The following is a 23,358-nucleotide window of genomic DNA, read 5'->3' as shown; positions in this document are numbered from 1 at the left end:
TCTATTAGAAAGCGTCAACCAGCGGCAAAGGTAAAAAAAGTGATTAAAGTTTCCGAAGGTTTCATCACCTTCTGTCTTTATGCCTGATTAACAGTCGTTTTATTTGGTTGTTTATTAACTTCGTCACCACATGGAGATCACATTTCACGGCGCCACGCAAACGGTGACAGGCAGCAAGCACCTGATCACGACCGAGCACGGCAAACGCATTTTACTGGATTGCGGCATGTACCAGGGCATGGGCATCGAAACCCACCGGCTGAACCGCGAATGGGGGTTTAACCCGGAAACCATAGACGTGGTGCTGCTTTCCCACGCGCACATTGATCACAGCGGCCTGATTCCCCGGCTGGTTAAGGATGGATTCAGGGGCCAGGTCTTTTGCTCGCCCGCCACTTACGACCTGTGTGAAGTGATGCTGGAAGACAGCGCTTTCATCCAGGAAGCCGACGTGAAGTTCGTTAACAAACGAAAGAAACGGCAGGGCAAGGCGGAGATTGATATATTATATACGTCGGATGATGTGAAGCGGTGCCTCCCCCATTTCAGGACGGTTCCGTACAACACCCCTACCCCCATCGACCGACATACAACCTTTACGCTGACCGATAACGGACACATCCTTGGCAGTGCCGCCATTTCCATTACCTTCCACGAGACCGGACGTACCACCCATCTCACATTTACCGGCGATATCGGACGGTATGAAACGGCATTGTTGAAAGATCCCAGTCCATTCGAGCAAGCCGACATCATCATCTGTGAATCCACTTATGGCGACCGCCTGCATGGAAAATTGGCACATGCCGGCCAGGACATCCTGAACGCGGTACTGGAAACGTGTGGTACCAAAAAGGGCAAACTCATCATACCCGCGTTCAGCCTGGGCCGCACCCAGGAGATCGTGTATACATTGAACAAACTTGATTTGCATGGTCTGCTTCCCAACATCAAGGTGTTCATTGACAGTCCGCTCTCGCTCGATGCCACCCAGATCATGCGGAAACATCTCGACTGCCTCAACGATCGCGTGAAGGATTTTGTGGAAAGCCGACCCGACCCGTTCGGATACGACAAGGTGAAATACATCCGTAATATCGACGACTCCAAGGCCCTTAATGCCCTGAAGGAACCCTGCGTCATCATATCCGCATCAGGCATGGCCGAAGCCGGCCGGGTGAAACACCACATCCGAAACAACATCGGCGACCCTGCCAATACCATCCTGCTTGTAGGGTATGCCGAGCCCACGTCTCTGGCGGGACGACTCAGGGCCGGCGACCGGGAGGTGACCATTTTCGGAGAAGAATACGAGGTACGCGCGGAAGTCAGGATTATCGATTCCCTGAGCGCACATGCCGACTATGAAGAAATGCTGAGATACCTTTCGTGCCAGGATGCCCAACGTGTTCACGATCTGTTCCTGGTTCACGGCAATCCGGAGGCCATGCAGCATTGGAAGAATACGCTCAAGAAGCACGGCTTTCCGCACGTGCACATTCCCGAACCTCACCAGACGTATTCGTTTTGATGAGGATGAATGGTCACTGGTCAATAGTCAATATAGACCGGAACCATTGACGCGACCGGAGGGAGCTATTGACAGCTAAACTCATTGACACGACCGCAGAGAGTTATTGACAGCGTAGCTTATTTACGCGACCGGAGGGAGCTATTGATCGCGCAGCGCACTGACACGACCGGAGGAAGTTCTTCCCATTCATCATTCGTAATCCGTCGTTCGTAATTCGTCCTTCCTCTTTTATCCTTAATTTTTGTTAATCCCGAACAAATTCTGCCGCCACATGTTACCTTTGCAGCCATGTGTAGAAAGCTTCAAATCCTGACCCTGATCATTACCGGCATCCTGTTCACAGGCATAACTGGTGCGTGGGCGCAAGGCAAGCAGGTCAAATTCACCGTAAGCGGTCACGTAACGGATGAAGTTTCCGGAGAAGATCTTCCCGGCGCCAGCGTATATATTCAGGAGGTAATGAAGGGGACCGCCACCAATACTTACGGCTTCTACTCCCTCACGCTGGAAAGCGGCACCTATAACCTGGTGGCATCCTATATGGGTTATGAGCAGATTTCCCAGAAGATCGTTCTGAACAAGGACCTTAAGATCAATATTAAACTCAAACCTTTTTCCATCACCACCGACGAAGTGGTAGTCACCGCTGAACGCAAGGATAAAAATGTGGAAAGCACCGAGATGGGTAAGGTGGAACTACAAACCGATGAAATCAAAACGTTACCGGTTGTTTTCGGGGAAGTGGACGTTTTAAAAACCATTCAGCTCCTGCCGGGCGTGCAATCAGCAGGCGAAGGCAGCACCGGTTTTTATGTGCGCGGAGGTGGCCCCGACCAAAACCTGATCCTGCTGGATGAGGCCACCGTGTATAATGCAGGCCACCTGCTCGGGTTCTTCTCCGTGTTCAACGCAGATGCCATCAAAAGCACCACGCTGATCAAAGGCGGCATGCCCGCCAACTACGGCGGCAGACTTTCATCGGTGCTTGACATCAACATGAAAGACGGTAACAACCAGTCGTACCACGGCGAAGGCGGAATCGGGCTGATCGCTTCCCGAATGACACTGGAGGGTCCCATCAAAAAGAATGACGCATCTTTCATCATCAGCGGACGTCGCACATATGTGGATGTACTTTCCAAACCCTTCCTCAAGAATACTGAACTGGGTGGCATACCCTATTTCTTTTACGACCTGAATGCCAAAGTCAATTACAAGATCACGCCGAAAGACCGGGTGTACCTGAGCGGTTATTTCGGGCGGGATATCTTTGATGTGAACGTGGAAGACGGACGCCTCAAAGCCAACATCAACTGGGGTAACGCCACCACCACGTTGCGTTGGAACCACCTCTTCAACGACAAGCTCTTCATGAACATGTCGGGCATTTACAACAGTTACGATTTCAAGATCGATGCCGGGTTCGATAACTTCACCACTACCTTTGCCAGCGGCATCAAAGACTGGAACCAGAAGACCGACTTCTTCTACTACCCCAACATCAACCATAACATCAAGTTCGGCTACAACTACACCTACCATATCTTCAGTCCGCGCACCATCAAAATTGAAGACACCGATGGCGGATTCAATGCGGAAAACGTGGTAAAAAAGTACTCGCATGAAACCGCCCTGTACGTGATGGACGATTTCAGCCTGACCGACAAACTGAAAGTGAATGCCGGTCTGCGCGGTGCGTACTTCATCCAGAAAGGACCGTTCACTCTATACGAGTTCGACAACAACTACACCCCCATCGACTCCACCCGGTTCAGAGGCGGCGAGAAAGTGGCGGACTTCTGGGGGCTCGAACCCAGGCTGAGCCTGCGCTATGCACTGAACAGCACCTCCTCGCTGAAAGCAGGATTCACTTATAATAACCAGTTCGTACACCTGGTATCAAACTCCTACACCACCCTACCTATGGATATATGGGTGCCGAGCTCGATCCTGGTGAAGCCGCAGAAAGGCACACAATACTCAGGCGGATATTTCAGGAATTTCAAAGACAACATGTTCGAGACTTCCGTGGAGTTGTACTACAAGAACCTGCGCAACCAGATCGAATTCAATGAATCCTACACCGGCGATGTGAGTACCCGCGACATTGAATACGAGTTCACATACGGCGATGGCTACTCCTATGGAATGGAACTGTTCCTGAAAAAAGCCACCGGAAAAGCACAGGGATGGATCGGTTACACCCTGAGCAAAACCGCGCGCACCTTTGAACACATCAATAAAGGAAATGAATTCCCCGCCCGGTTCGATCGCACCCATGACCTGTCCGTGGTGGGATCCTACAAACTGAATGACCGATGGACATTCTCAGGCGTGTTCGTATATGGCACCGGCCAGGCCACCACGATGCCCGAAAGGTATTACCTGGTCGGAACCGATCTGGCCACGAAGTACGGACCGAGAAACGGCTTCCGCATGGAGCCTTACCACCGAATGGACATTAGCGCCATCCTTCACAGCAAGAAAAAGGAAGGAAAGAAATTCAGCAGCGAATGGGCCTTCTCCATTTACAATGTATACAACCGAAAGAATCCGTTCTTCTATTACATCGCCAATGAAGGCGACCCAATAAAAGGCGATTTCAAAGTAACCGCCAAGAAAGTATACATCTTCCCTATCCTGCCATCCGTATCATGGAACTTCAAATTCTAATGAGAAGAAACCTTATACATATCATTCTCGGTGGCTTCATGTTGTTCCTGACTGCATGTGATGAGACCATTTCACTGGATTTGCCGCAGGGCGATGAAGACATCGTGATTTACGGCTACATCGAACAGGATTCCGTTCCTGTGGTTTCGCTGACCAAAAGCCTGCCGGTGTTCGCCACCATCGACGTATCCAAACTTCAGAAGAGCTTTGTTCAGGGCGCCCAGGTAACGCTTGACAATGGAGACACCACCATCGAGCTACAGGAATATTCAGTTCCCATCGGCGACTTCAACTACCGCTTCTACAGCGTACCCCCATCCCTCTATGGCGTATATAAAGGTGAAGTAGGCAAAACGTATGACCTGACCGTTCAGGCCGAAGGAAAGACGCTCACGGCTTCCACCACCATCCCTACCCCGGTTCCGCTGGATTCGATCTGGTGGCTGCCACATCCCGACAAGGACAACGACAGCCTGGTGGTGCTGCAGGTACGTTTCAAGGATGTACCCGGTGAAGCCAACTACGCACGGTACTTCACCAAACGCAACAGCGAGCCGTTTTACCCGGGCTACTTTGCATCGGTGTTCAACGACAGCTTCCTGGAAGGACAGGCGGTGGAGTTCGCCCTGCCCCGTGGCCAGGACCGCAACGACACCATTAACAATGATACCTACAGCTACTTCTGGCACGGCGACACCATCGAGGTGAAGTGGTGCAGCATCGACCGGCCCCATTATGATTTCTGGACAACGCTGGAAAGCGACCAGAACAACCAAGGCAATCCGTTCGGCATGCCCACACGCATCATGAGCAATGTGGAAGGCGGACTGGGTATCTGGGGCGGATACGGCGCCAGCTACAGCAAGCTGATTGTACCGTAGTTATCCGTTTTGCCGGGGCATTTTATCAATGGCGCACTATCAACCCTCGCAGCTGAGAAACAAAAATTCGTATCGACTTCAAATAGTGCTTGTTTATTCAAGTAAAAGCGTTAATTTTGCGCACTCGTAAACATCATGTTGTCATGAACCTGTTGAATAAAATCGAAAACCAGATCAATACGAAAGCCGAACTGCCGGAATTTCAGGCAGGCGACACATTGATCGTGCATTATAAAATCCGCGAAGGCGGAAAAGAACGCGTCCAGCAGTATCAGGGCGTGGTTATGCAACGCAAAGGACATGGTCCGCTTGCCTCATTCACCGTTCGCAAAATGTCAAGCGGCGTGGGTGTTGAACGTATCTTCCCGATTGCTTCTCCTTTTATTGATAAGGTGGAAGTAACGAAGCATGGTAAGGTACGCAGGAAACGCCTGTATTATCTCCGCGAACTGACGGGAAAGAAGGCACGGATCCAGGAAAAGAGAAAATAACATTCCCCGTGAAATACCATCAAACCCCGGACGTAAACCTCCGGGGTTTTTTTGTTCTCCCAATTTTAATAACTCACTGAAAAACAGAACCCTTTAACTCTAACACTCCCTAACAAAGCCCCCTAATGGAGATCAAAAAAGTGCTCGTTGCCAACCGTGGCGAAATTGCCATCCGTGTATTCCGTGCCTGTGTGGAGATCGGTTTGAAAACCGTTGCGATTTATACGTTCGAGGACCGGTATTCCCAGCATCGGTACAAGGCGGATGAATCCTACCAGATCGGTCCCGATCACGAGCCCCTGAAACCCTACCTGGACATTGATGAGATCATCAGGGTGGCGAAAAAGTGTAAGGTGGATGCCATCCACCCCGGTTATGGGTTTCTCTCCGAAAACGCCACTTTCGCCAGGAAGTGCCGCGAAAACAACATCATCTTCATCGGTCCCGACCCGGAAGTGATGGAAAAACTGGGAGACAAGATCAGCGCCAAACTGATCGCCGAACAGAACAACATCCCCATCATCCAGAGCAGCCAGAAAGACCTGACCTCGCTGAAGGTCGCCCTGGATGAAGCCAAAAGAATCGGGTACCCGGTGATGCTGAAAGCCGCAGCGGGTGGCGGTGGTCGCGGTATGCGCGTGATCCGTGTGAAGGAAGACCTGGAAAAAGGCTTTGAGGAAGCCCGTCGCGAAGCACGCAATGCCTTCGGCGACGACACGGTCTTCATTGAAAAGTTCGTTGATCAGCCCAAACACATCGAGATCCAGATCGCCGCCGACCGCCACGGCAACCTGGTACACCTGTTCGAACGCGACTGCTCCGTACAGCGACGCTACCAGAAGGTGATTGAGGTGGCGCCTTCCTTCGGCATCCCCCAGGACGTGAAAGAGAAGCTGTACCAGTACGCCACCGGCATCACACGCGCCGTTGGATACAACAACGTGGGTACGGTGGAATTCCTGGTCGACAAGGACTACAACATCTTCTTCATCGAAGTCAACCCCCGCATCCAGGTTGAACATACCGTGACCGAAATGGTGACCGGCATCGACCTGATCAAAACCCAGATCTTCGTGGCCGGCGGGTACAAGCTCTCCGACAAACAGATCAAAATCCCAAGCCAGGAGTCCATCAAGGTTTCCGGCTATGCCATCCAGTGCCGCATCACCACCGAAGATCCTGCCAACGATTTCAAACCCGATTACGGCACCATCGTCACCTACCGCAGCGCTGCCGGTTTCGGCATCCGCCTCGACGTGGGATCGGTGTACCAAGGCGCAAAGGTGAGTCCGTTCTTCGACTCCATGCTGGTGAAAGTGTCGGCCCTGTCGCGCACGCTCGACGGCGCCTGTCGCAAGATGGACCGCGCACTGAAGGAGTTCCGTATCCGCGGCGTGAAAACCAACATGCAGTTCCTTGAAAACATCCTGCAACACCCGGTGTTCAAAGAAGGAAAAGCTACGGTAAACTTCATCGCCGACCACAGGGAACTCTTCCGCCTGAACATGCGGCAGGACCGCGCCACCAAAGCCATCAACTACCTCGCCGAAGTGGTGGTGAACGGCAACCCGGATGTGAAGTTCGTGGACAAGACCAAGAAATTCGAAAAGCCGGTTGTGCCCGATTTCGATCCTTACGCCCCCTACCCGAAAGGCACCAAAGACATACTCACCAAACTGGGTCCCGATAAGTTCTCGGAATGGCTGGCCAAGGAAAAAAAGATCCATTATACCGATACCACTTTCCGCGACGCACACCAGTCGCTGCTTGCCACGCGCATGCGCACCTACGACATGATCAAGGTCGCCGAAAGCTACGCCAAGCATCATCCGCAAACTTTCTCCATGGAAGTATGGGGCGGCGCCACCTTCGACGTGTGCCTGCGCTTCCTGAATGAAAACCCGTGGAGGCGACTGGCGGAGATCCGTGAGGCGGTACCCAATATCCTGCTGCAAATGCTGATCAGGGGCTCGAACGGCGTAGGCTACACCGCCTACCCGGACAACCTCATCGAGGCTTTCGTGGAGAAGTCATGGGAAACGGGCATCGACGTATTCCGCATTTTCGATTCCCTCAACTGGATGAAGAACATCGAGCCCTGCATCAAGTATGTAAGGAAACGTACCGGCGGCCTGGCTGAAACCGCCATGTGCTATACAGGCGATATCCTCGATCCGAAGCGCAGCAAATACAACCTGGATTACTACCTGAAGCTGGCCAAGCAAATGGAGGATGCCGGCGCCCATATCATCGCAATCAAAGACATGGCCGGCCTGCTGAAGCCTTATGCGGCCACCGAACTGATCAAAGGATTGAAGGCAACCGTAAAACTTCCGATTCACCTGCACACGCACGACACTTCTTCCATCCAACCCGCAACCTACCTCAAGGCGGTGGAAGCCGGTGTGGATGTGGTGGACGTAGCACTCGGCGGCATGTCGGGTCTCACATCGCAACCCAACTTCAACAGCATGGTGGAAATCCTGAGGGATCACAAACGCCACCATGAATTCGACATGGATTCGTTGAATGCATTCTCATCCTATTGGGAAACTGTCCGTGAGTACTACTACCCGTTTGAGTCCGGACTAAAAGCAGGAACCGCTGCCGTGTTCAAACATGAGATCCCGGGCGGACAGTACTCCAACCTGAAGCCGCAAGCAAGGGCGTTGGGACTGGCAGACAAGTTCGATCAGATCACCAAAGTATATGAAGAGGTGAATCACCTGTTCGGAGACATCGTGAAGGTGACACCGAGTTCCAAGGTGGTGGGTGACATGGCGCTGTTCATGGTATCCAATGAACTGACTGCAGAAGAAGTACTGGAAAAGGGCGACACCATCAACTTCCCCGAATCCGTGGTGAACTTCTTCAAAGGAGACCTCGGCCAACCGGTAGGCGGCTTCCCGAAAAAACTCCAGAAGATCATCCTGAAGGAAAAGAAACCCTACACCGACCGGCCGAATGCACACATGAAACCGATCGACCTGGAGGCGGAGTTCGATGCCTTCCTGAAACGGTTCCAACCGAAGTTCGACCGCGAACTGGCGTTCACCGATTTCCTTTCGTTCATGCTCTACCCCAAAGTATACGAGCAAACCTATAACATGCACCTCCAGTTCGGCGACATGGCCAAGATCCCTACCAAGAATTTTTTCTTCGGCATGGACCTGAACGAAGAGTGCGTGATCAAGATCGCGGAAGGAAAGGAAATCATCATTCGATTGCTGTCGGTAGGCCCGGCAAATGCCGAAGGCAAACGAACCGTTTTCTTCAAGGTGAACGGACAAACGCGCAACATGGACGTCCTCGACCGCTCGCTGAAAATCGAGAAAGCGGAAAACCCGAAGATCGATGGCGACAACGCGAAGCAGGTGGGCGCACCGTTACAGGGACTGCTTTCCAAGATATTCGTGAAGAAAGGTCAGCCGGTTAAAAAGAACGAGCCGCTGTTCGTGATCGAAGCGATGAAAATGGAAACGACGGTAACAGCGCACGCCGTGGGAGAAATCAAATCGCTGCACCTGAAGGAAGGCACACTGGTGAATACAGATGATTTGGTGGTGACGTTGTCGTAAGGGATGTAGCGTACCTACGGCACGCGCGATCATCTTTGTTGTTATCGTTCCACCCATGTGGTGCTCCGATGGAGCACAGCATCCGGCTTTCATTTGACATCTGTCGGTTCCGTCGTAGCTGATCCAAGTCAGTAACGGAACAATCAAAAAGTACGGCATTGTACTTTCATTGGACAAACGTCTGTTCCGTTAGGAACAACACATTGGTGGAAGAAGAACTTTGGATAAAGAAAAAAGCGTTCCATAAGAACGTCACAATCGAGAAGCATAACTTTTTCCGGAGAATGTGATGTTCAAACTTGCCTGAAACGTCCTCAAAGCGGTGCGATTGTCTAACATTGCAAAAAAACGCAATGCCTAACTCGTATTCCCAAATTCACATCCATGCGCTATTTGCAGTCAAACACAGACAATATCTGATTGAAGACGTTTGGAAGGATAAACTCTACGCCTACATATCCGGCATACTTAAGAACCATCATCACAAGCCGATCATCATCAATGGCATGCCGGACCACATTCACCTGCTATTTGGCATGCGCCCTACCCATTCATTATCAGAGCTTGTTCAGAAGATCAAGGTTGAATCAACAAAGTGGATCAATGAGAACAAGTATGTACCAGGGTCTTTTTCCTGGCAAAACGGTTTTGGAGCTTTTTCCTATGCCAAATCGGATCTTCCAAATATTATCGGGTACATCAAGAATCAGGAGGATCATCATAGGAAAAGAAGCTTCCGTGAAGAGTACATCGAATTATTAACAAGATTTGAGATAGAATACGACGAGAGATTTCTATTCGATTCGATTGCGCAATGACTCGTAGCGTACCCACGGCACGCGCGATCATCTTTGTTGTTATCGTTCCACCCATGTGATGCTCCGATGGAGCACAGCATCCGGCTTTCATTTGACATCTGTCGGTTCCGTCGTAGCTGATTCAAGTCAGTAACGGAACAATCAAAAAGTACGGCATGGCAATTTGCTTGGACACATGCCTGTTCCGTTAGGAACAGCACATTGGTGGAATAATAACGCTGAATAAAGAAAAAAGCGTTCCATCGGAACGCCACAATCCACAGGCAAACTTAACAACCTCTCATCACTGCTGATCCGGCGTTTCATTTTCCTTCTCAGGCGCAGGCGCAGCATCCTGGTCATTTTCTTCCTGGTCTTTCGATCCTTTGGAAAAGATCTTTCTCATCAAGCCTTTCCACTGATCGAATTCCTGCCTATAGAACAAACCCACGCCTTGTGTGTAGGGCGCTTCATTGCTCAGGAGATCGAAATCATTGGAGCGGTTGAAGGCTTTCACCCTGAACTTACCATCTTCCCGCACCTTGTACTCTACGTTGAAATCACCTACAACCCTGGAGGTATTGGAGTGCTGGTTGCCGGCATAACCCACGTTGCTTTCCACCTGCACACGGTCGTGAAACAACTGGGTCGACAAGGCCACTTCGAGTTCTTCATCGGTGAGCTTGTCGCCCGGGCGATAGTTCACACCGATGTCATACTTATCACTCAGTTGCGAGATCCAGTTACTGAGCTGGTGGGATAACAACTCACTGGTGGTGTTGCCGGCTCCCTGTTCAAACATATTCTGCGAACCCAACACACCGGATCCGTACTGACCCGGATTGGTGAATCGTGACAGCATCAGGAGGCTGAACACCTGCCGGTTCACTTCCTCATCGGAGTTCAGCACACTGCTAACCTGGCTTCTGACATCCTCCGGACTATTGGGCAATGATACCCCGAAGCGGATCTCCGGGGACAACAATTTCCCGGTCAGGAACATGTCGCAGTTCACTGGCACCCGTTTGCGGTATACCTGTGATGTATCCTGGAAAAGATCAGACAGCGAAGTCCGAACATTGTACACCGCCTTCAGATCGAGTTCGGCATCGTACGGATTTCCATTCCAGATGATCGTTCCACCCTGCTCCACTTTGTATTTTTTGTTGATCACGTTCTGTAGCGTAAAGAGATAATCTCCATCGGTCACCTCATAGGTACCGTACATGTTGAACTTACCCCTCGAACTGATCTCCAGCTTCAGGTTGGAGTTACCTCTTCCCTTCATCACATCCCCTACCTTCTCGTCAAAGATCAACTGCACTTCAGCATCAGGTGTCACTTCCAGATCCATGTTCAGCTGAATTCCACTGAGGTCCACATGGTAGTCTTTCTTCTCCACAAGGGTATCCTTTTTCGGATCAATAAACATCACAAACCCACTTTCGCTCACCTCGTCGGGGTTGTCAAGTGGAATGTTGATCTGGGTACCTTTCTCTGGCTTTGCCGCTATATCAATCGTCAGGTCGTTGACGCTGCCTCGCACGCTTACCAGGCCGGTTGCATATGCCTGCCCATAGTACAAACTGTTGTTGCGCGCGGTGGTATTCAGACAATAAAAGTTTTGCAGATCCATGCTGAGGTCGAGTCCCCAGTTGCGGAAGCCATCGTGAAAAAAGCGTCCGTAGGTGATGGCGCGGCTTCCATGAAACGAATCGTACAGCACGAGGCTGTCGAACTCGATCCAATGATCCGTGAAGCGAAGGGTACTTCCGAAGTTGTAGCGGGTATTCAGGTAGTTCACATTGAAAACAGTGTGCAGCAATTCCAGATCACCGTTCACTTTCGGATCTACAAAGTTGCCGCCTATATGCAGTTGTCCGCGAGCCACACCGTTCAGATCCGACACGAATCCGTTCACATAATCTTTGAACAGATTAAGTCGGATATGGGAAATATTGATGTCCAGGTCCAGCACATTTTCTTTTTCGAAGGGGAAATAGTTTCCCGCAAATTCCACGGAAGGAATGTTGTTCCTTGCAAAGCGGCCTTTCAGTATGGCCTTCTCCCCCTCGGGATCCCAATCGCTGTTCACCACCCCGTCTCCCACTTCCTGGTCGTTGATTCGCAACCCGCGGAATTCGATGTTACTTGATATCACAGGATTTTTATAGAGATTGGATAGGGCAGCCTGCCCATTGATCACACCTTTGATGTTGATCAGTTTTCCTTCCAGGAACGGATCGGTTTTGCGCAGATCGAAGTCATCAAAACCCACAAGCAGCTTGTCATAAGGGTTGCGGGATATGCGTCCATTTACCTTCAGGGACTGGCTATTGGAATTCACTTCCATATGACTCACTTCTATCACACCGGTATCTACCACGAGGTAATTTCCAGGTGCCACTGTCCACAATGTATCATAGAATGTTACCTCGGTATTATGGAACACGTGTGCAAGCTTCGGGTATGCGGTAAAGTCCAGCGTACCGGACACATTTCCCTTATAGCTACCGGAGTCGAGGTTGTCCCACGTGAGCTGATAATCCAACGTATCGGCATTGGCCAATCCCTCCCAGTGCAATTGCCTTGCACCAAGTTTCCGCAAGATGTGAATGGTATCACAGTTGATCTGGGCATAGATGCCGGAGTCCTGTGATTCCATATCGATCATCATTCCATCTATTTTTCTTCCTGACACATCCACATCTTTGGCATCCATATGAAAGGCCAGGTAGGGCTGAGCGCTGTTGTAGGCGCCGCGAAACCGGGTTCCTTTTCCCGGTGCGAATTGAGGAAAGTAGAGGTAGGCCAGGTCTTGCAGGTTCTTTAATTCACCTTCGAACCTCACATCCTGGACTCCGGTTTTCCTGCCGGCGGATTCGCCATCCATGGAAGGCAGGTATTTGCCTATGGTTTGCATGAGGGATGTTTTCATATCAGCGATGCTGAAGGAACCGGTTACATCCAGATCGGCCAGATCCGATTGCAGCACAATGTTTCGTTTTCCGTCGTTGATGCCGGTCTTTAGCACCAAGTCACCCAGATCCAGTGAAACCGAGTCTTTGGTAAGATGCGTATCGTTCAGTTTGACCACACCTTCCAGCTTGTCGATGTGGTCACCCACCATGTTGATGTTGGCAACCGCGCGAAGTTCCATGGCATACGCATCCGGCACCAGGTGGAGTTGGTGGAAGCTCGCTTTGCGGATGTTGCTTGCGAAATCGAATATGGGTTGACTACCACGATAATCGATCCGTCCGTCAAAATCCATATCTATGAAGTCATCTTTCACCTGGAACCGTCCTTCGAACAACCTGTTCTCAAGGTAACCCTCCAGCGCCAATTGTTTGTATTGATACTGTTTATACTCCAGGCTACTCACCTCTCCCTTCATGTTCGTTTTCAAATGATCTTTATCGAACCCGCGACCGTTCACATTCACGTTCATGCTCACCTCGCCCAATTCGGCCACATCAAAAAAGCGCCCTACGTTGAACCTGTTCATTTTGACTTTCCCGTTGTACTCCACCCCTTCCTGGTTCTTCAGGGCAACGTCGGTAGATACGCTCCCGATGGCCGTGCTGAGTTTTCCGTAGGCAACGAAATCATTAACAAATCCCGTAAAGTCGCCTGAAAATGTAAACCTCCCCAAACGCGAGAAGTAGGCTGGGAGGGTCAATCTTTTGCCACTTGAAAACGGAGGAATCGGAAGGGTTGCAAGATCCTTTGCGTCAGACACGAAACGACTCACGCTGATGTGCATGAAAGTAGCTTTCATGTCAGGCAAACCCTTGAGACTAACATCCCCTTCAAAGGATGTTCCGGTCGCAAGCTTCACGGAGAGATCCCTGCCTTTGATATTGGATATCCTGCCGGACACGTTCCCTGCCAACTCTATCTTTTGGTGGATGCCCCATAAATCGGGAACAAAGTAAGCCACATCTGCAGCCTCAATTTTCGAGGGTTGCAAATCAGCTTTCAGTTTAAGTGAGGGCGCCAATTCCTGAAGTTCCTTCAGATCTTTGAAATCCACTTCGGCATCACAACGAATAAAGGAACCGGGTGTTCTCACCTCCGTTCGACCAAGCACGAATCTGTTGGGTGCCAGTATGAGCTCACTGAACAGGTAATCAAGCCTGAAGCCACTTTTATCACTGAAAGAAGCATACCGGATGCGCGCTGAAAGCGTATCCTCTACGCTATTCACATCTTCCATCCCAAGGTTGAGATGATGCAGGTGCACATCTGCCGGATTGAATCCTCCGATTGAATCGGGGCGGTATTTGTTCAGATCACGGTAGACGAGATCCACGTCTTTCAAATGGTAGTCGGGGCATGCAAGTCGCCAGCCTTCCTGCCGGGTGGTGTCTTTCGGGCGGGCCAGTGAATCGAGAATGAACTGAAAATTCAGCTGCTCCTGTCCTTCATACCTTCGCAACCGAATAATCCCGTTCTCCAGGCGGGTATCGGTGAGATGTATCAGCTTCTCGTGACGGTTGATATCTCCGATATGGAGCTCCAGCCGTCCGATGTATGCAAGGGTATCGGCTTCCTGGTCTTCAATGAACAATCCTTCCAGCACCACCCCGGTGAAGAAAGTGACATCCACTCCTTCCACGGCCACACGTTTACCAATTTTTGCCGAAAGTTTTGAAGCCACCTGCTGCACGAGCCAGGTTTGAACCACCGGGCTCCTCAGGGCGCCATAAAGCCCGAGCAGCAACAACAGCGGCACCAACACCAGCCCGATCAACCATTTTCGAAGTCGCTTCTTCATTCCATGTATAACGAACACCATAAAGGTAGGAATATAATTCGCCGCTACCTGTATGTTACAGGGCCACAACACCGGTCCATTTCATACCTTTGGCCCATGAAAGACGTGACATTGCTTGCGATTGAATCTTCCTGCGATGATACCTCGGCGGCCGTGTCGGTGAACGACAAGATCCTGTCGAACATCATGGCAGGTCAGAAAGTACATGAACAATATGGAGGTGTAGTGCCCGAGCTGGCTTCCCGGGCCCATCTTCAGCACATCATCCCTGTTGTGGATACCGCGCTGAAAACTGCAGGTAAACAATTAAAGGATGTGGATGCAATCGCTTACACACGGGGGCCAGGCTTACTAGGATCTCTGCTGGTGGGCGTGTCTTTTGCCAAGGGACTGGCGCTTGCACTGAACAAACCCATGATTACGGTGAACCACATGGAGGCCCATGTGATGGCGCACTTCATCCGCGACGGAAGCCCGATACCACCCCTTCCATTCCTGTGCCTGACCGTTTCCGGAGGTCATACGCAATTGGTACTGGTGGAGGAAGGATACCACATGAAAGTGATCGGGCAAACCCTTGACGATGCCGCCGGAGAGGCATTTGATAAATCCGCTCGCATGCTGGACCTGCCTTACCCCGGCGGGCCATTGTTGGACAAGTACGGCGCCGAAGGGAACCCGGAAGCATATACATTCGCTCATCCGCGTGTGGAAGGGTTTGATTTCAGCTTCAGCGGGCTCAAAACATCCATCCTGTATTTTCTGCAATCTGAAGTGGGAAAAAACCCGGCATTCATCAAAGAAAACATGGCCGACCTTTGTGCTTCCATTCAGCACACCATCACCATGATTTTGTTAGAGAAACTTGAAAAAGCCGCTGAGGAAACGGGCATCCGGCATGTGGCCATAGCAGGCGGGGTATCGGCCAATTCGTACCTGAGGAAAAAAATGCAGGAAAGAGCGCAGGAAAAGGATTGGAATACATACATCCCCGCATTCGGATTCTGTACAGATAACGCAGCCATGATTGCCATGGCCGGATACATCAAGTATAAGAAAGGTGAATTTGCCGATTGGAATGCGGTGCCCGCCGCGCGCTGGCCGGTAGGTCAGTGAGATGCAGATTCACAGAAGGCCTTCAAGCCCTGTGCCTTGTGCTCAAGGTCTCCGCCCACCATCGAATCAAACATCATCACGGCAAAAAGTCTTTTGTAAAACGGAACGTCGCCAAGATCCCAGATGTTGATAAAATCAACCCTTACACCCCCTGAAGGAGCAGGATCAATGGTAATGGACCCTTTGCCCAGCATACCGGAGTTTTCAATGTTGATGTCAAAAGCCACAATCTCATTCACCGTGCTTTTGGTGATCTGATAACTAACATTGCCACAAGTCTTGCTTTCGGCACTCAGTTTGGCGTCGCGACCTTCCACATTGCCGCTGTAGTAAAACTTTGTATCCGGACAACGGCTGTCAGCAGATGTCCAGTTCAACCAGTTCCTGGGAACATTGATCTGCTCAAATACTTTTTCAGAAGGCACATTGATGTCCACCGAACGAACCACCTTCCTTTTGGTTTCCACAAATGGTGTGATCACGGCGAAAATAAACAGAACAGCCAGAAACGAACCCAGAACGATCTTGATAGCCTTACCCATAGTTTCCGTAGAATGTACCGCAAGATAATAATTTCCTAACATGGAGGGGTAAAATGCAAAATTGGAAGTATTGATAATTCACCGTTCTCACTGGATCAAACCTACTCAAAACACTACATATCAATACTTTTCGTTTTCCAAATTCCGAATTCAATGCTTGGAATGTTTTCGAATCCGTACCTTCGTTTATGCCATCAGGTAATGTCAGACTTCTGCAACGATTGAGCGACGCCGAGTTGTTGGATGCCATCCGCTCGGGTCAAGATCAGGCACCGATTGGTGAACTGTTCGCCCGCCACGGAAGACTGTTGCTGGGCGTCTGTATGAAATACCTGAGAGATGAAGAAGAAAGCAAAGATGCCGTGATGGACATTTTCATGACGTTGGGTGACAAGATCCGCCGGCATGAGGTCACCCATCTCAAAAGCTGGCTGTACATACTGGCAAAGAATCATTGCCTGATGCAGATGAGAAAACGGAAGGAAGTCAGGACCACATCGGACCCTGAAAACAACCCCAGCCTTATGGAACTTCCCGAAGTTTTGCATCCCAATGAAAAAGGAGAACTTGAAAAGAAACTCACCAATCTGGAAGCCGCATTGAAACAGTTGAAGCCGGAGCATGAAAAGTGCATCCGACTCTTCTACCTGGAAAAGAAGTCTTACCAGGAGGTGGCAGATGCAACCGGATTCGACCTGAAGCAGGTGAAGAGCTATATTCAAAACGGAAAAAGAAACCTGGCCATCCTGCTGGGAACAGGACCATGAACAGCAACGACATACAACAACTCTGGCAGCAGGATGCATCATGCCCCGAACATGAAGTGCTGGAAGCCTATGCCCGCGGTGAATTGAAAGGAGAGGCAGCCCATGCCGTGGAGCGCCATCTGGTGAATTGCGACATGTGCCGCGACATCACCGAAGGACTGGCCATGCTGAAGGACCCGGACGGGGCCCTATCGGAAATCGGTAACCGGCTGGCCGAAGGACTCGCTTCACAACCTCCCGCACAACCCAAACGCAACTGGTTGCGATATGCAGCAGCCATCCTGGCCATCGCCGTGACATCCGTTACCACCATCTATCTCCTCGGGAATATCGGTGGTGATGCCAACAACCTGGCGGTTACCACGCCGGAGAAAGAAACGACCTTCCGTTCTAACCCGCCCGAACCAATGAGGGAGAAAGCAAACATAGAAACGGACTCCAACCAATTGAACGAAGACCAGGAAACATTTGCGGTGACCAACAACAACGGCACCGACACCCGATCCCTGAAAGAAACCGAAGTTGTGGAAGAGAAAGCAACGAAGCCAGAAGAAGCTTTCGGAGCATTCAAAGTCACTGCTGATCTGAACGACCAGGAAGTGATCAAAAAGAATGCATCAGGCAATGCAATGGCTGCTCCACAGGATGTAAAGACGGCTCCCGCTGCTGCTCCAATGAAACATGAAGAAGAGGATGATGTCAAGTATAACTATACACCCTTGCTGGGAGGGTTGGACGAAATTTTTGAAACGACCGATTCTGTTCCCGTGGAAAAGTTAGATAAAGCTGTATACGGCGATCAATCTCAGGAAGGGCGTACAAAAGAACGCAAAGCCAAGGCCCCTGCTATTGAACCGGATGACGCACCAATAGCCGACAAAAGTGCACGAATGGAAGGGTATATGAATAGGGCCGACACATTCAACAAGGGGGAAGCTTATCCTCAATTCCCCGGCGGAGAGGAAGCCCTGCAGAACTACCTCAGGGATCACCTGGATGCGGCAGAAAACGGCAAATACCGGGCAAACACAAGTGCTTTCCACGCCTGGCTGACGCTGGATGGCACCGGACATGTAAAAAATGTGGAGTTGAAGGATACGCCCGAGGAAGGTGCCCGTCAGCGCATTGAAAAAGTATTGAAAGACATGCCGGCATGGATCGTAGAGGCCGGTCAGGATTCAACCGGGGTGGAAGTGATCTTCCCCAAGCCCCCACGTTAAACCGTTTTTTCCGGACCTCCGAACTGGTGGGTGGCCAGCAGCACAAGGGTGCAGGCCATTTCTGTTTCAACACCTCTTTCCGCCGCCATTTGCATCAACTCGGGGTTCTCCGTCCCCGGGTTCATAATAATTCTGCGGGGTTTGAGAGAGAAGATGTAATCATACCATTCGGGTTGATGTGCTTGTCCGACATACAGGCTGATGGTATCCACATCAGGCACTTCAGGCCTACCGGTCAGTACTTCCACATCTCCTATGGCTCCTGTCTGCATACCCACCGCCGCAGTTTCATAACCGGCGGCACGCAAGCGTTCAACCGCCTTGTATGAATAACGGTCAGATTTGAGGCTGGCTCCCAGTACCAAAACTTTCATGTCGATCAAAGGGTTTTCCACAAAGTTATGCAATCTGTTCGCCTGCAACAACATACTTCCTCATAACTTTTATCTATGGAATTTTGGTATTGGTTGTCCAAAATCCTACATTTGGGGTGCTTCTCAGCATCACATTCTCATGTCCACATTAAAGCTGTCTTCAGGGATGACAAAGATCAAAGCACTGGTTGCAGCCACCGTTTTGGTTTCGGGTGGAGTTGCCTACTATGGGTTCCGCGACGCCGGACTCGGGGAGGAAATCAAATACATTGTTCCGGAACAGGCACAGGAACATGCATCCACAATAACCAAGTCGGGACAGATCGGCAATATCCAGTACATCGGTTTATCAGGCGAAGAAGAGGAGATGATGATGAGCCTGATCGAGGCTGAGTATGAAACCAAAACGATCCGTGGCGAAGAAGAAAAAGAGAAGCAGACTGCCAAGAAAAAGGAAGTCGTTATTTTCTGATACCCTCCCTTTTCTCGTTTCACACCTACAACCGTAAGGCAGGTTTACCGCATTTTCGTAATTTGCCCCCATGCAACTTGCCATCATCAACGGACCCAACCTCAATTTACTGGGAAAAAGGGAACCGGAAGTTTACGGTCATCAAACTTTCGAAGACTACCTGGAAGCGCTTAGGAAGCTATTTCCAAAGATTGAACTCACTTACCATCAAAGCAACGTGGAAGGTGAATTGGTAACCTTTATCCAGGAAGCCGGTTTCTCGCTGGATGGCATCATCCTCAATGCCGGTGCATACACCCACACCTCCGTGGCCATCAGGGATGCCATTTCCGCCATCAAGGCACCGGTGGTTGAAGTTCACATTTCCAATGTATATACCCGCGAACCATTCCGCCATGAGAGCCTTATAGCACCGGTATGCAAAGGAAGTATCGTGGGATTCGGGATGGATTCCTACCGCCTCGGTATCGAAAGTTTTCTCAATAAGACAAGCTGATTTCTTCTGCAGGCGCCCGGAACCGGCCCGCCTCCAATTCATCAAACCGGTGTTTGCGCATCACATAGTGTGTCCAAACAATGCTTTTACCATACACATTGGACACCTCACTCACGCTCGCTTGACGTTTCAGTTCATTGCGTTTGGATCGCAGCATCCTCATGTGGCCATACATATAAAGATGCGCCTTCAGCACGGCCAAAGAACTCAATCCATGCCCTTCGAGGAGGAACCTGATACTGGCGATACCATCTAACACCATCTTGATGATCAGGGTACGTGCAAATTTCTTTTCAGGAAGGTTCTTAAACAGCATGCAGAGGTTGTTCCGAAAATTCAGGTAGGTTTTACGCGGGCTGCCGGTGATCAATGTAGCTCCACCCATATGATACACCGTTGAACTCCCACAATAACCAATGGCGTACCCCATGCGCTTCAAGCGCCAGCACAGGTCAATCTCTTCCATGTGTGCGAAAAAGTCGCTATCGAAACCGCCGGCGGCATGAAAGGCTTCCGAGCGGATGAACATACATGCACCGCTGGCCCAAAACACCTCTCGACGATCATTGAACTGACCGTGATCTTCTTCAATATCCTGAAACAAACGCCCCCTGCAAAACGGAAAACCGTACTTATCAATGAAGCCTCCTCCCGCCCCGGCATATTCGAAAAGGTGGCGTTGCTTTTCTGCCAGAAGTTTGGGTTGAATCGCTCCCAACCGATCCTCTGTTTCCATCCACTCCAGCATGGGTTGCAACCACCCGGGCGTAACCTCAACATCTGAATTCAGGATCACATAATACTTGGCCTGAACATGCTTAAGCGCTTCATTGTAGCCACCGGTGAATCCCAGGTTTTGTTTGTGACGAATCACCTCCACAGACGGATGGTGTTGGCTCAGCCAGGCCACTGAATCATCCGTAGAGCCGTTGTCCACCACCACCACACGGGCACCGTCGCTGTGGGCAACAATCCCGGGAACGAACCTGGAGAGCAACCCGCACCCGTTCCAATTCAATATCACTATGGCAATCTGATCCATCTGTCTATCACCCTATACCTGGGAATGTGCGTGCTCAGGGCTATGCTTCCATCTCTTATGTGACCATAGCCACAGTTCAGGCTGGCGCATGATCGCTTCCTCCAGCATACGGGTATGATGATTTGTGATGGCAAATGTAGGTTCTTCCTTCGGATGATCGGTAACTTTATGTAATGTTAACTTGTAGCAGAAGCGCTTTACCTGGATCATCTCCACAAATAGCACAGGGATATCATACTTCCTGGCTATTTTTTCAGCCCCCAGGTATACAGGCGTATCCTGATTCAAAAACCGGCACCAGTGTTGTATCTCGCTTTTCATCGGACTCTGATCTCCGGCAAAAATAGTCAGATGCGGGCGTTCGTGCTTAGACGTGAAATGACGCATGGTGTCTTTCATGGTTACCAGTTGCAAGCCCAACCTGCATCGGATTTTATGAAATAGCCGGTCGGAGATATGGCTTGACAACGGCTTATATATGGCTACCGCCTGATGAGGCCCGAAGTGACTCAGTGCAATGGACGCCAACTCCCAGTTTCCATGATGGCCGAGTACGGCCACAATGTTTTTACCTTCCGCATAATACCTGGCAAGCACCTCAGGGTTTGTAACCGTACAATACCGGGCAATGTTTTTACGGGTGATGTGCAGTTGAGAGATCACTTCCAGGAATTGGTCACCCAGGTGCCGGTAGATGCGCCGCTGAAGCGCAGATCTTTCTCTGCGTTCCATAGCAGGAAGTGCATGCTCCAGGTTCCGCCGGATCACGCCGTGCCTGTAACGTACTATATAACCAAGAAAAAATGCAACAAGGCTGGCAAGGGCTTTCCTTGCAGGCAGCGGCAACAAAGCAATCGAATAGCAAAAAAAGAGGATCAGGTAATAGCCAGCTGTCATCTGGGTGAACGATACAAATCTTTGGTATGGCCGCCGAAATGCTTTTCTACAGATTGGTCATCATGGGTAGGAACCGGGCTTGTTCTCCGGTGAATTTCCACATCCCACTGGCTGTTGTAAATCTCCCCGCGGGCATCGCTGTGCAACAGGACAAATTCATCCGTTACCAGATCGGGGTTATAGAACACAAACCGGCGGTTGGTTTGGTTCTGCAACTTGTAGTAATGCCATATTTCATAGGGATATGCGGAAGGCTCCCTGTCTTCCTTCGACACGGAATTGGGGGCACCATACTTCAGGTACACCCTACCTCGATCGGTTGCATATCCTTTGTTCAACTTGGTACCGAACATCTTATCTACAAGTAAAACCTGTGCTTTGTAGTCATTCCAGGCCTTCTCCGGATTATCAGGGTTGCGATCAACCCAAAAACCGTAGAAGTAATTGCGCATCAGCTTTTCATCGTTGCTTTTCATTGCATTTTCCGCGAATTGCAGCTCAAAATCCTGCGAGACGGGATACAAACAACGGATGCATTCCATCAGTGTATCTCCACCACCAATGGATGCCACGAAGGTCTCACTCGCATCCAGGCCGTACCCGGTTCTGGCCGTGGAAGCCGGGTTGCTTCTTTGAAAATACTTTTTCTTCTGCAACACCAGTTGATTCGCCGTATCCCTTAATTCAACGACCAGGTTGTAGTTACCCGAACGAAGATCCTTCAATGGAAACTCCCCGAGAACCACATTCACCGGAGCCGCTTCCATTTTCACGAACCGACTGTATTGACTCATCGGCTGCTCATTTTCATACCTTTCGATGTAGTACCTGACCAGGAATTTTTGCCCTGCCATCCAACGGGTATCCGTGCGATAAGCTTCGGCATAGAAAATGAGTTTATCATTGGGGGCTCCGAAATACTCCATGGGAAATGGGATGATGTCCTTTCCGCTTTTACTGAAACTTCCCGGGGGGCCAATGGTATTTTCGTAGGATTCCACCATCTCCAGATCAGACAAGCTTGCATCCGTTTCCGAAATCCCTATATCGAGGGTGAAGTCTTGCTGTATTTCATTTCCATCCCGATCAAGGTCCTTCAGGCTGATCCGACACACATATTGCCCATTGGGAAGGGCCACCCTGTGCTGGTCAAGGAAATTCGGGTTTTCAGCGGTGGCGTCCGAAATGGAAGGACTTACCAACACATGCCGGTCGGTATACACATGCTCCTCTCCTTTCAGAATATCCAATGCAATTTCCACCTGCGCACGATACCGGCCGTCTTCACCCTTTGAGAAGGCAACCGTTGATCCGTTGATCATGATGTAAGTCTCTACATACGGCCCCTGTTCGGGTGAATAAAAAGTGGCGTAGGAAAGAAATGCTTCAAGGCCAGCCGCACCGGCAGAAGTGGTGATACCGATACAACACATGAGTATGAACAGATGTCGCTTCATCATCTTGGAGTTTTTAGAACGAAAAAGATGCGGGCATCCGGAACACAAAGGAGGGTGAATCAATATATGACACGGTAACGTAACGTAAAGATACACATTTCAACGCAGCGTTGCATCCGGAATGATCACATAAAAAAAATTTGCAAGCCATGGACCGGTATGAGTTAGTTTTCTATCTTTGCTGCGATTAGCCATGGAACCATTCTTCAATAGCGGCAATGAAGGTATTTACAATGCAAAC

The 23,358-nt window shown here is 50.3% G+C and carries 17 protein-coding genes; 11 read left to right on the top strand and 6 right to left on the bottom strand.

Translation table 11 applies throughout. The features are described 5' to 3' along the window. Positions 1 to 130 precede the first annotated feature (130 nt). From H6585_11925 to tnpA, 6 genes are all read left to right on the top strand, one after another. Positions 131 to 1,531, top strand: coding sequence for an MBL fold metallo-hydrolase (locus H6585_11925; protein MCB9449038.1), 1,401 nt, complete (start codon positions 131 to 133; stop codon positions 1,529 to 1,531). A gap of 291 nt (positions 1,532 to 1,822) precedes the next feature. Beyond that, complete coding sequence (locus tag H6585_11920; GenBank protein MCB9449037.1) at positions 1,823 to 4,207, top strand: TonB-dependent receptor; 2,385 nt, start codon at positions 1,823 to 1,825, stop codon at positions 4,205 to 4,207. After that, on the top strand, positions 4,207 to 5,088 hold the full coding sequence (locus H6585_11915) for a DUF4249 domain-containing protein (protein ID MCB9449036.1): 882 nt from the start codon (positions 4,207 to 4,209) through the stop codon (positions 5,086 to 5,088). The genes H6585_11920 and H6585_11915 overlap by 1 nt, the downstream gene beginning before the upstream one ends. 143 nt (positions 5,089 to 5,231) lie before the next feature. Then, positions 5,232 to 5,579, top strand: a complete 348-nt coding sequence (gene rplS / locus H6585_11910) for a 50S ribosomal protein L19 (protein ID MCB9449035.1) — start codon at positions 5,232 to 5,234, stop codon at positions 5,577 to 5,579. Between the two features lie 125 nt (positions 5,580 to 5,704). Continuing rightward, entirely contained in the window at positions 5,705 to 9,157 is a 3,453-nt protein-coding gene (locus tag H6585_11905; GenBank protein ID MCB9449034.1) for a pyruvate carboxylase, read from the top strand. Positions 9,158 to 9,510: 353 nt separating this feature from the next. After that, positions 9,511 to 9,975, top strand: a complete 465-nt coding sequence (gene tnpA / locus H6585_11900) for an IS200/IS605 family transposase (protein MCB9449033.1) — start codon at positions 9,511 to 9,513, stop codon at positions 9,973 to 9,975. Between the two features lie 283 nt (positions 9,976 to 10,258). On the opposite strand, the gene H6585_11895 is transcribed toward tnpA, so the two are convergent. Next, on the bottom strand, positions 10,259 to 14,734 hold the full coding sequence (locus H6585_11895) for a translocation/assembly module TamB (GenBank protein MCB9449032.1): 4,476 nt from the start codon (positions 14,732 to 14,734) through the stop codon (positions 10,259 to 10,261). Positions 14,735 to 14,830: 96 nt separating this feature from the next. Here H6585_11895 and tsaD point away from each other — a divergent pair, with 96 nt between their 5' ends. Then, positions 14,831 to 15,850 (top strand): tRNA (adenosine(37)-N6)-threonylcarbamoyltransferase complex transferase subunit TsaD, encoded by a 1,020-nt coding sequence (gene tsaD / locus H6585_11890; protein ID MCB9449031.1) that lies wholly within the window; start codon positions 14,831 to 14,833, stop codon positions 15,848 to 15,850. Here tsaD and H6585_11885 read toward each other — a convergent pair. Beyond that, the gene (locus H6585_11885; GenBank protein ID MCB9449030.1) at positions 15,844 to 16,392 is read right to left on the bottom strand and encodes an SRPBCC family protein; all 549 of its coding nucleotides are present in this window, start codon (positions 16,390 to 16,392) and stop codon (positions 15,844 to 15,846) included. The two genes, tsaD and H6585_11885, sit on opposite strands and share 7 nt — an antisense overlap. A 188-nt stretch (positions 16,393 to 16,580) precedes the next feature. On the opposite strand from H6585_11885, the gene H6585_11880 reads away from it, so the two are divergent. Then, a complete protein-coding gene (locus H6585_11880; GenBank protein MCB9449029.1) occupies positions 16,581 to 17,159 on the top strand; it encodes a sigma-70 family RNA polymerase sigma factor in 579 nt (192 codons plus the stop codon). After that, positions 17,156 to 18,379 (top strand): hypothetical protein, encoded by a 1,224-nt coding sequence (locus H6585_11875; protein ID MCB9449028.1) that lies wholly within the window; start codon positions 17,156 to 17,158, stop codon positions 18,377 to 18,379. Before H6585_11880 ends, H6585_11875 begins: the two co-directional genes overlap by 4 nt. On the opposite strand, the gene H6585_11870 is transcribed toward H6585_11875, so the two are convergent. Further along, positions 18,376 to 18,753: a CoA-binding protein gene (locus tag H6585_11870; protein MCB9449027.1), complete on the bottom strand. Its 378-nt coding sequence runs from the start codon at positions 18,751 to 18,753 to the stop codon at positions 18,376 to 18,378. The two genes, H6585_11875 and H6585_11870, sit on opposite strands and share 4 nt — an antisense overlap. A 139-nt stretch (positions 18,754 to 18,892) precedes the next feature. Between H6585_11870 and H6585_11865 the strand changes: the two genes are divergently transcribed. Beyond that, positions 18,893 to 19,225, top strand: a complete 333-nt coding sequence (locus H6585_11865; GenBank protein MCB9449026.1) for a hypothetical protein — start codon at positions 18,893 to 18,895, stop codon at positions 19,223 to 19,225. A 70-nt stretch (positions 19,226 to 19,295) separates the two neighbouring features. Beyond that, the gene (aroQ, locus tag H6585_11860; GenBank protein MCB9449025.1) at positions 19,296 to 19,721 is read left to right on the top strand and encodes a type II 3-dehydroquinate dehydratase; all 426 of its coding nucleotides are present in this window, start codon (positions 19,296 to 19,298) and stop codon (positions 19,719 to 19,721) included. Here the strand turns inward: aroQ and H6585_11855 are convergent. From H6585_11855 to H6585_11845, 3 genes are read right to left on the bottom strand one after another with little or no spacing between them, the layout of a single operon-like run. Then, positions 19,705 to 20,763: a glycosyltransferase family 2 protein gene (locus H6585_11855; GenBank protein ID MCB9449024.1), complete on the bottom strand. Its 1,059-nt coding sequence runs from the start codon at positions 20,761 to 20,763 to the stop codon at positions 19,705 to 19,707. The two genes, aroQ and H6585_11855, sit on opposite strands and share 17 nt — an antisense overlap. A 12-nt stretch (positions 20,764 to 20,775) precedes the next feature. Beyond that, positions 20,776 to 21,660 carry a lysophospholipid acyltransferase family protein gene (locus tag H6585_11850; protein MCB9449023.1) on the bottom strand — a complete coding sequence of 295 codons (885 nt, stop codon included), beginning with the start codon at positions 21,658 to 21,660 and terminating at the stop codon, positions 20,776 to 20,778. Next, positions 21,657 to 23,120, bottom strand: coding sequence for a GWxTD domain-containing protein (locus H6585_11845; GenBank protein MCB9449022.1), 1,464 nt, complete (start codon positions 23,118 to 23,120; stop codon positions 21,657 to 21,659). The genes H6585_11850 and H6585_11845 overlap by 4 nt, the downstream gene beginning before the upstream one ends. Between the last annotated feature and the right edge of the window lie 238 nt (positions 23,121 to 23,358).

The organism is Flavobacteriales bacterium (genome assembly GCA_020635855.1).
Classification (GTDB): Bacteria; Bacteroidota; Bacteroidia; order JACJYZ01; family JACJYZ01; genus JACJYZ01.
Note: the sequence above shows the minus strand (reverse complement) of the source record. Positions and strands in the feature narration are given on the sequence as shown.

Bases quoted from the DNA above. Each gene is read 5' to 3' on its own strand.
- H6585_11855 (MCB9449024.1), bottom strand. From the start codon at position 20,763: ATGGATCAGATTGCCATAGTGATATTGAATTGGAACGGGTGCGGGTTG.
- aroQ (MCB9449025.1), top strand. From the start codon at position 19,296: ATGCAACTTGCCATCATCAACGGACCCAACCTCAATTTACTGGGAAAA.
- rplS (MCB9449035.1), top strand. From the start codon at position 5,232: ATGAACCTGTTGAATAAAATCGAAAACCAGATCAATACGAAAGCCGAA.
- H6585_11925 (MCB9449038.1), top strand. From the start codon at position 131: ATGGAGATCACATTTCACGGCGCCACGCAAACGGTGACAGGCAGCAAG.
- H6585_11905 (MCB9449034.1), top strand. From the start codon at position 5,705: ATGGAGATCAAAAAAGTGCTCGTTGCCAACCGTGGCGAAATTGCCATC.
- H6585_11850 (MCB9449023.1), bottom strand. From the start codon at position 21,660: ATGACAGCTGGCTATTACCTGATCCTCTTTTTTTGCTATTCGATTGCT.
- tsaD (MCB9449031.1), top strand. From the start codon at position 14,831: ATGAAAGACGTGACATTGCTTGCGATTGAATCTTCCTGCGATGATACC.
- H6585_11885 (MCB9449030.1), bottom strand. From the start codon at position 16,392: ATGGGTAAGGCTATCAAGATCGTTCTGGGTTCGTTTCTGGCTGTTCTG.
- H6585_11920 (MCB9449037.1), top strand. From the start codon at position 1,823: ATGTGTAGAAAGCTTCAAATCCTGACCCTGATCATTACCGGCATCCTG.
- H6585_11895 (MCB9449032.1), bottom strand. From the start codon at position 14,734: ATGAAGAAGCGACTTCGAAAATGGTTGATCGGGCTGGTGTTGGTGCCG.
- H6585_11865 (MCB9449026.1), top strand. From the start codon at position 18,893: ATGTCCACATTAAAGCTGTCTTCAGGGATGACAAAGATCAAAGCACTG.
- tnpA (MCB9449033.1), top strand. From the start codon at position 9,511: ATGCCTAACTCGTATTCCCAAATTCACATCCATGCGCTATTTGCAGTC.
- H6585_11875 (MCB9449028.1), top strand. From the start codon at position 17,156: ATGAACAGCAACGACATACAACAACTCTGGCAGCAGGATGCATCATGC.
- H6585_11915 (MCB9449036.1), top strand. From the start codon at position 4,207: ATGAGAAGAAACCTTATACATATCATTCTCGGTGGCTTCATGTTGTTC.
- H6585_11880 (MCB9449029.1), top strand. From the start codon at position 16,581: ATGCCATCAGGTAATGTCAGACTTCTGCAACGATTGAGCGACGCCGAG.
- H6585_11870 (MCB9449027.1), bottom strand. From the start codon at position 18,753: ATGAAAGTTTTGGTACTGGGAGCCAGCCTCAAATCTGACCGTTATTCA.
- H6585_11845 (MCB9449022.1), bottom strand. From the start codon at position 23,120: ATGATGAAGCGACATCTGTTCATACTCATGTGTTGTATCGGTATCACC.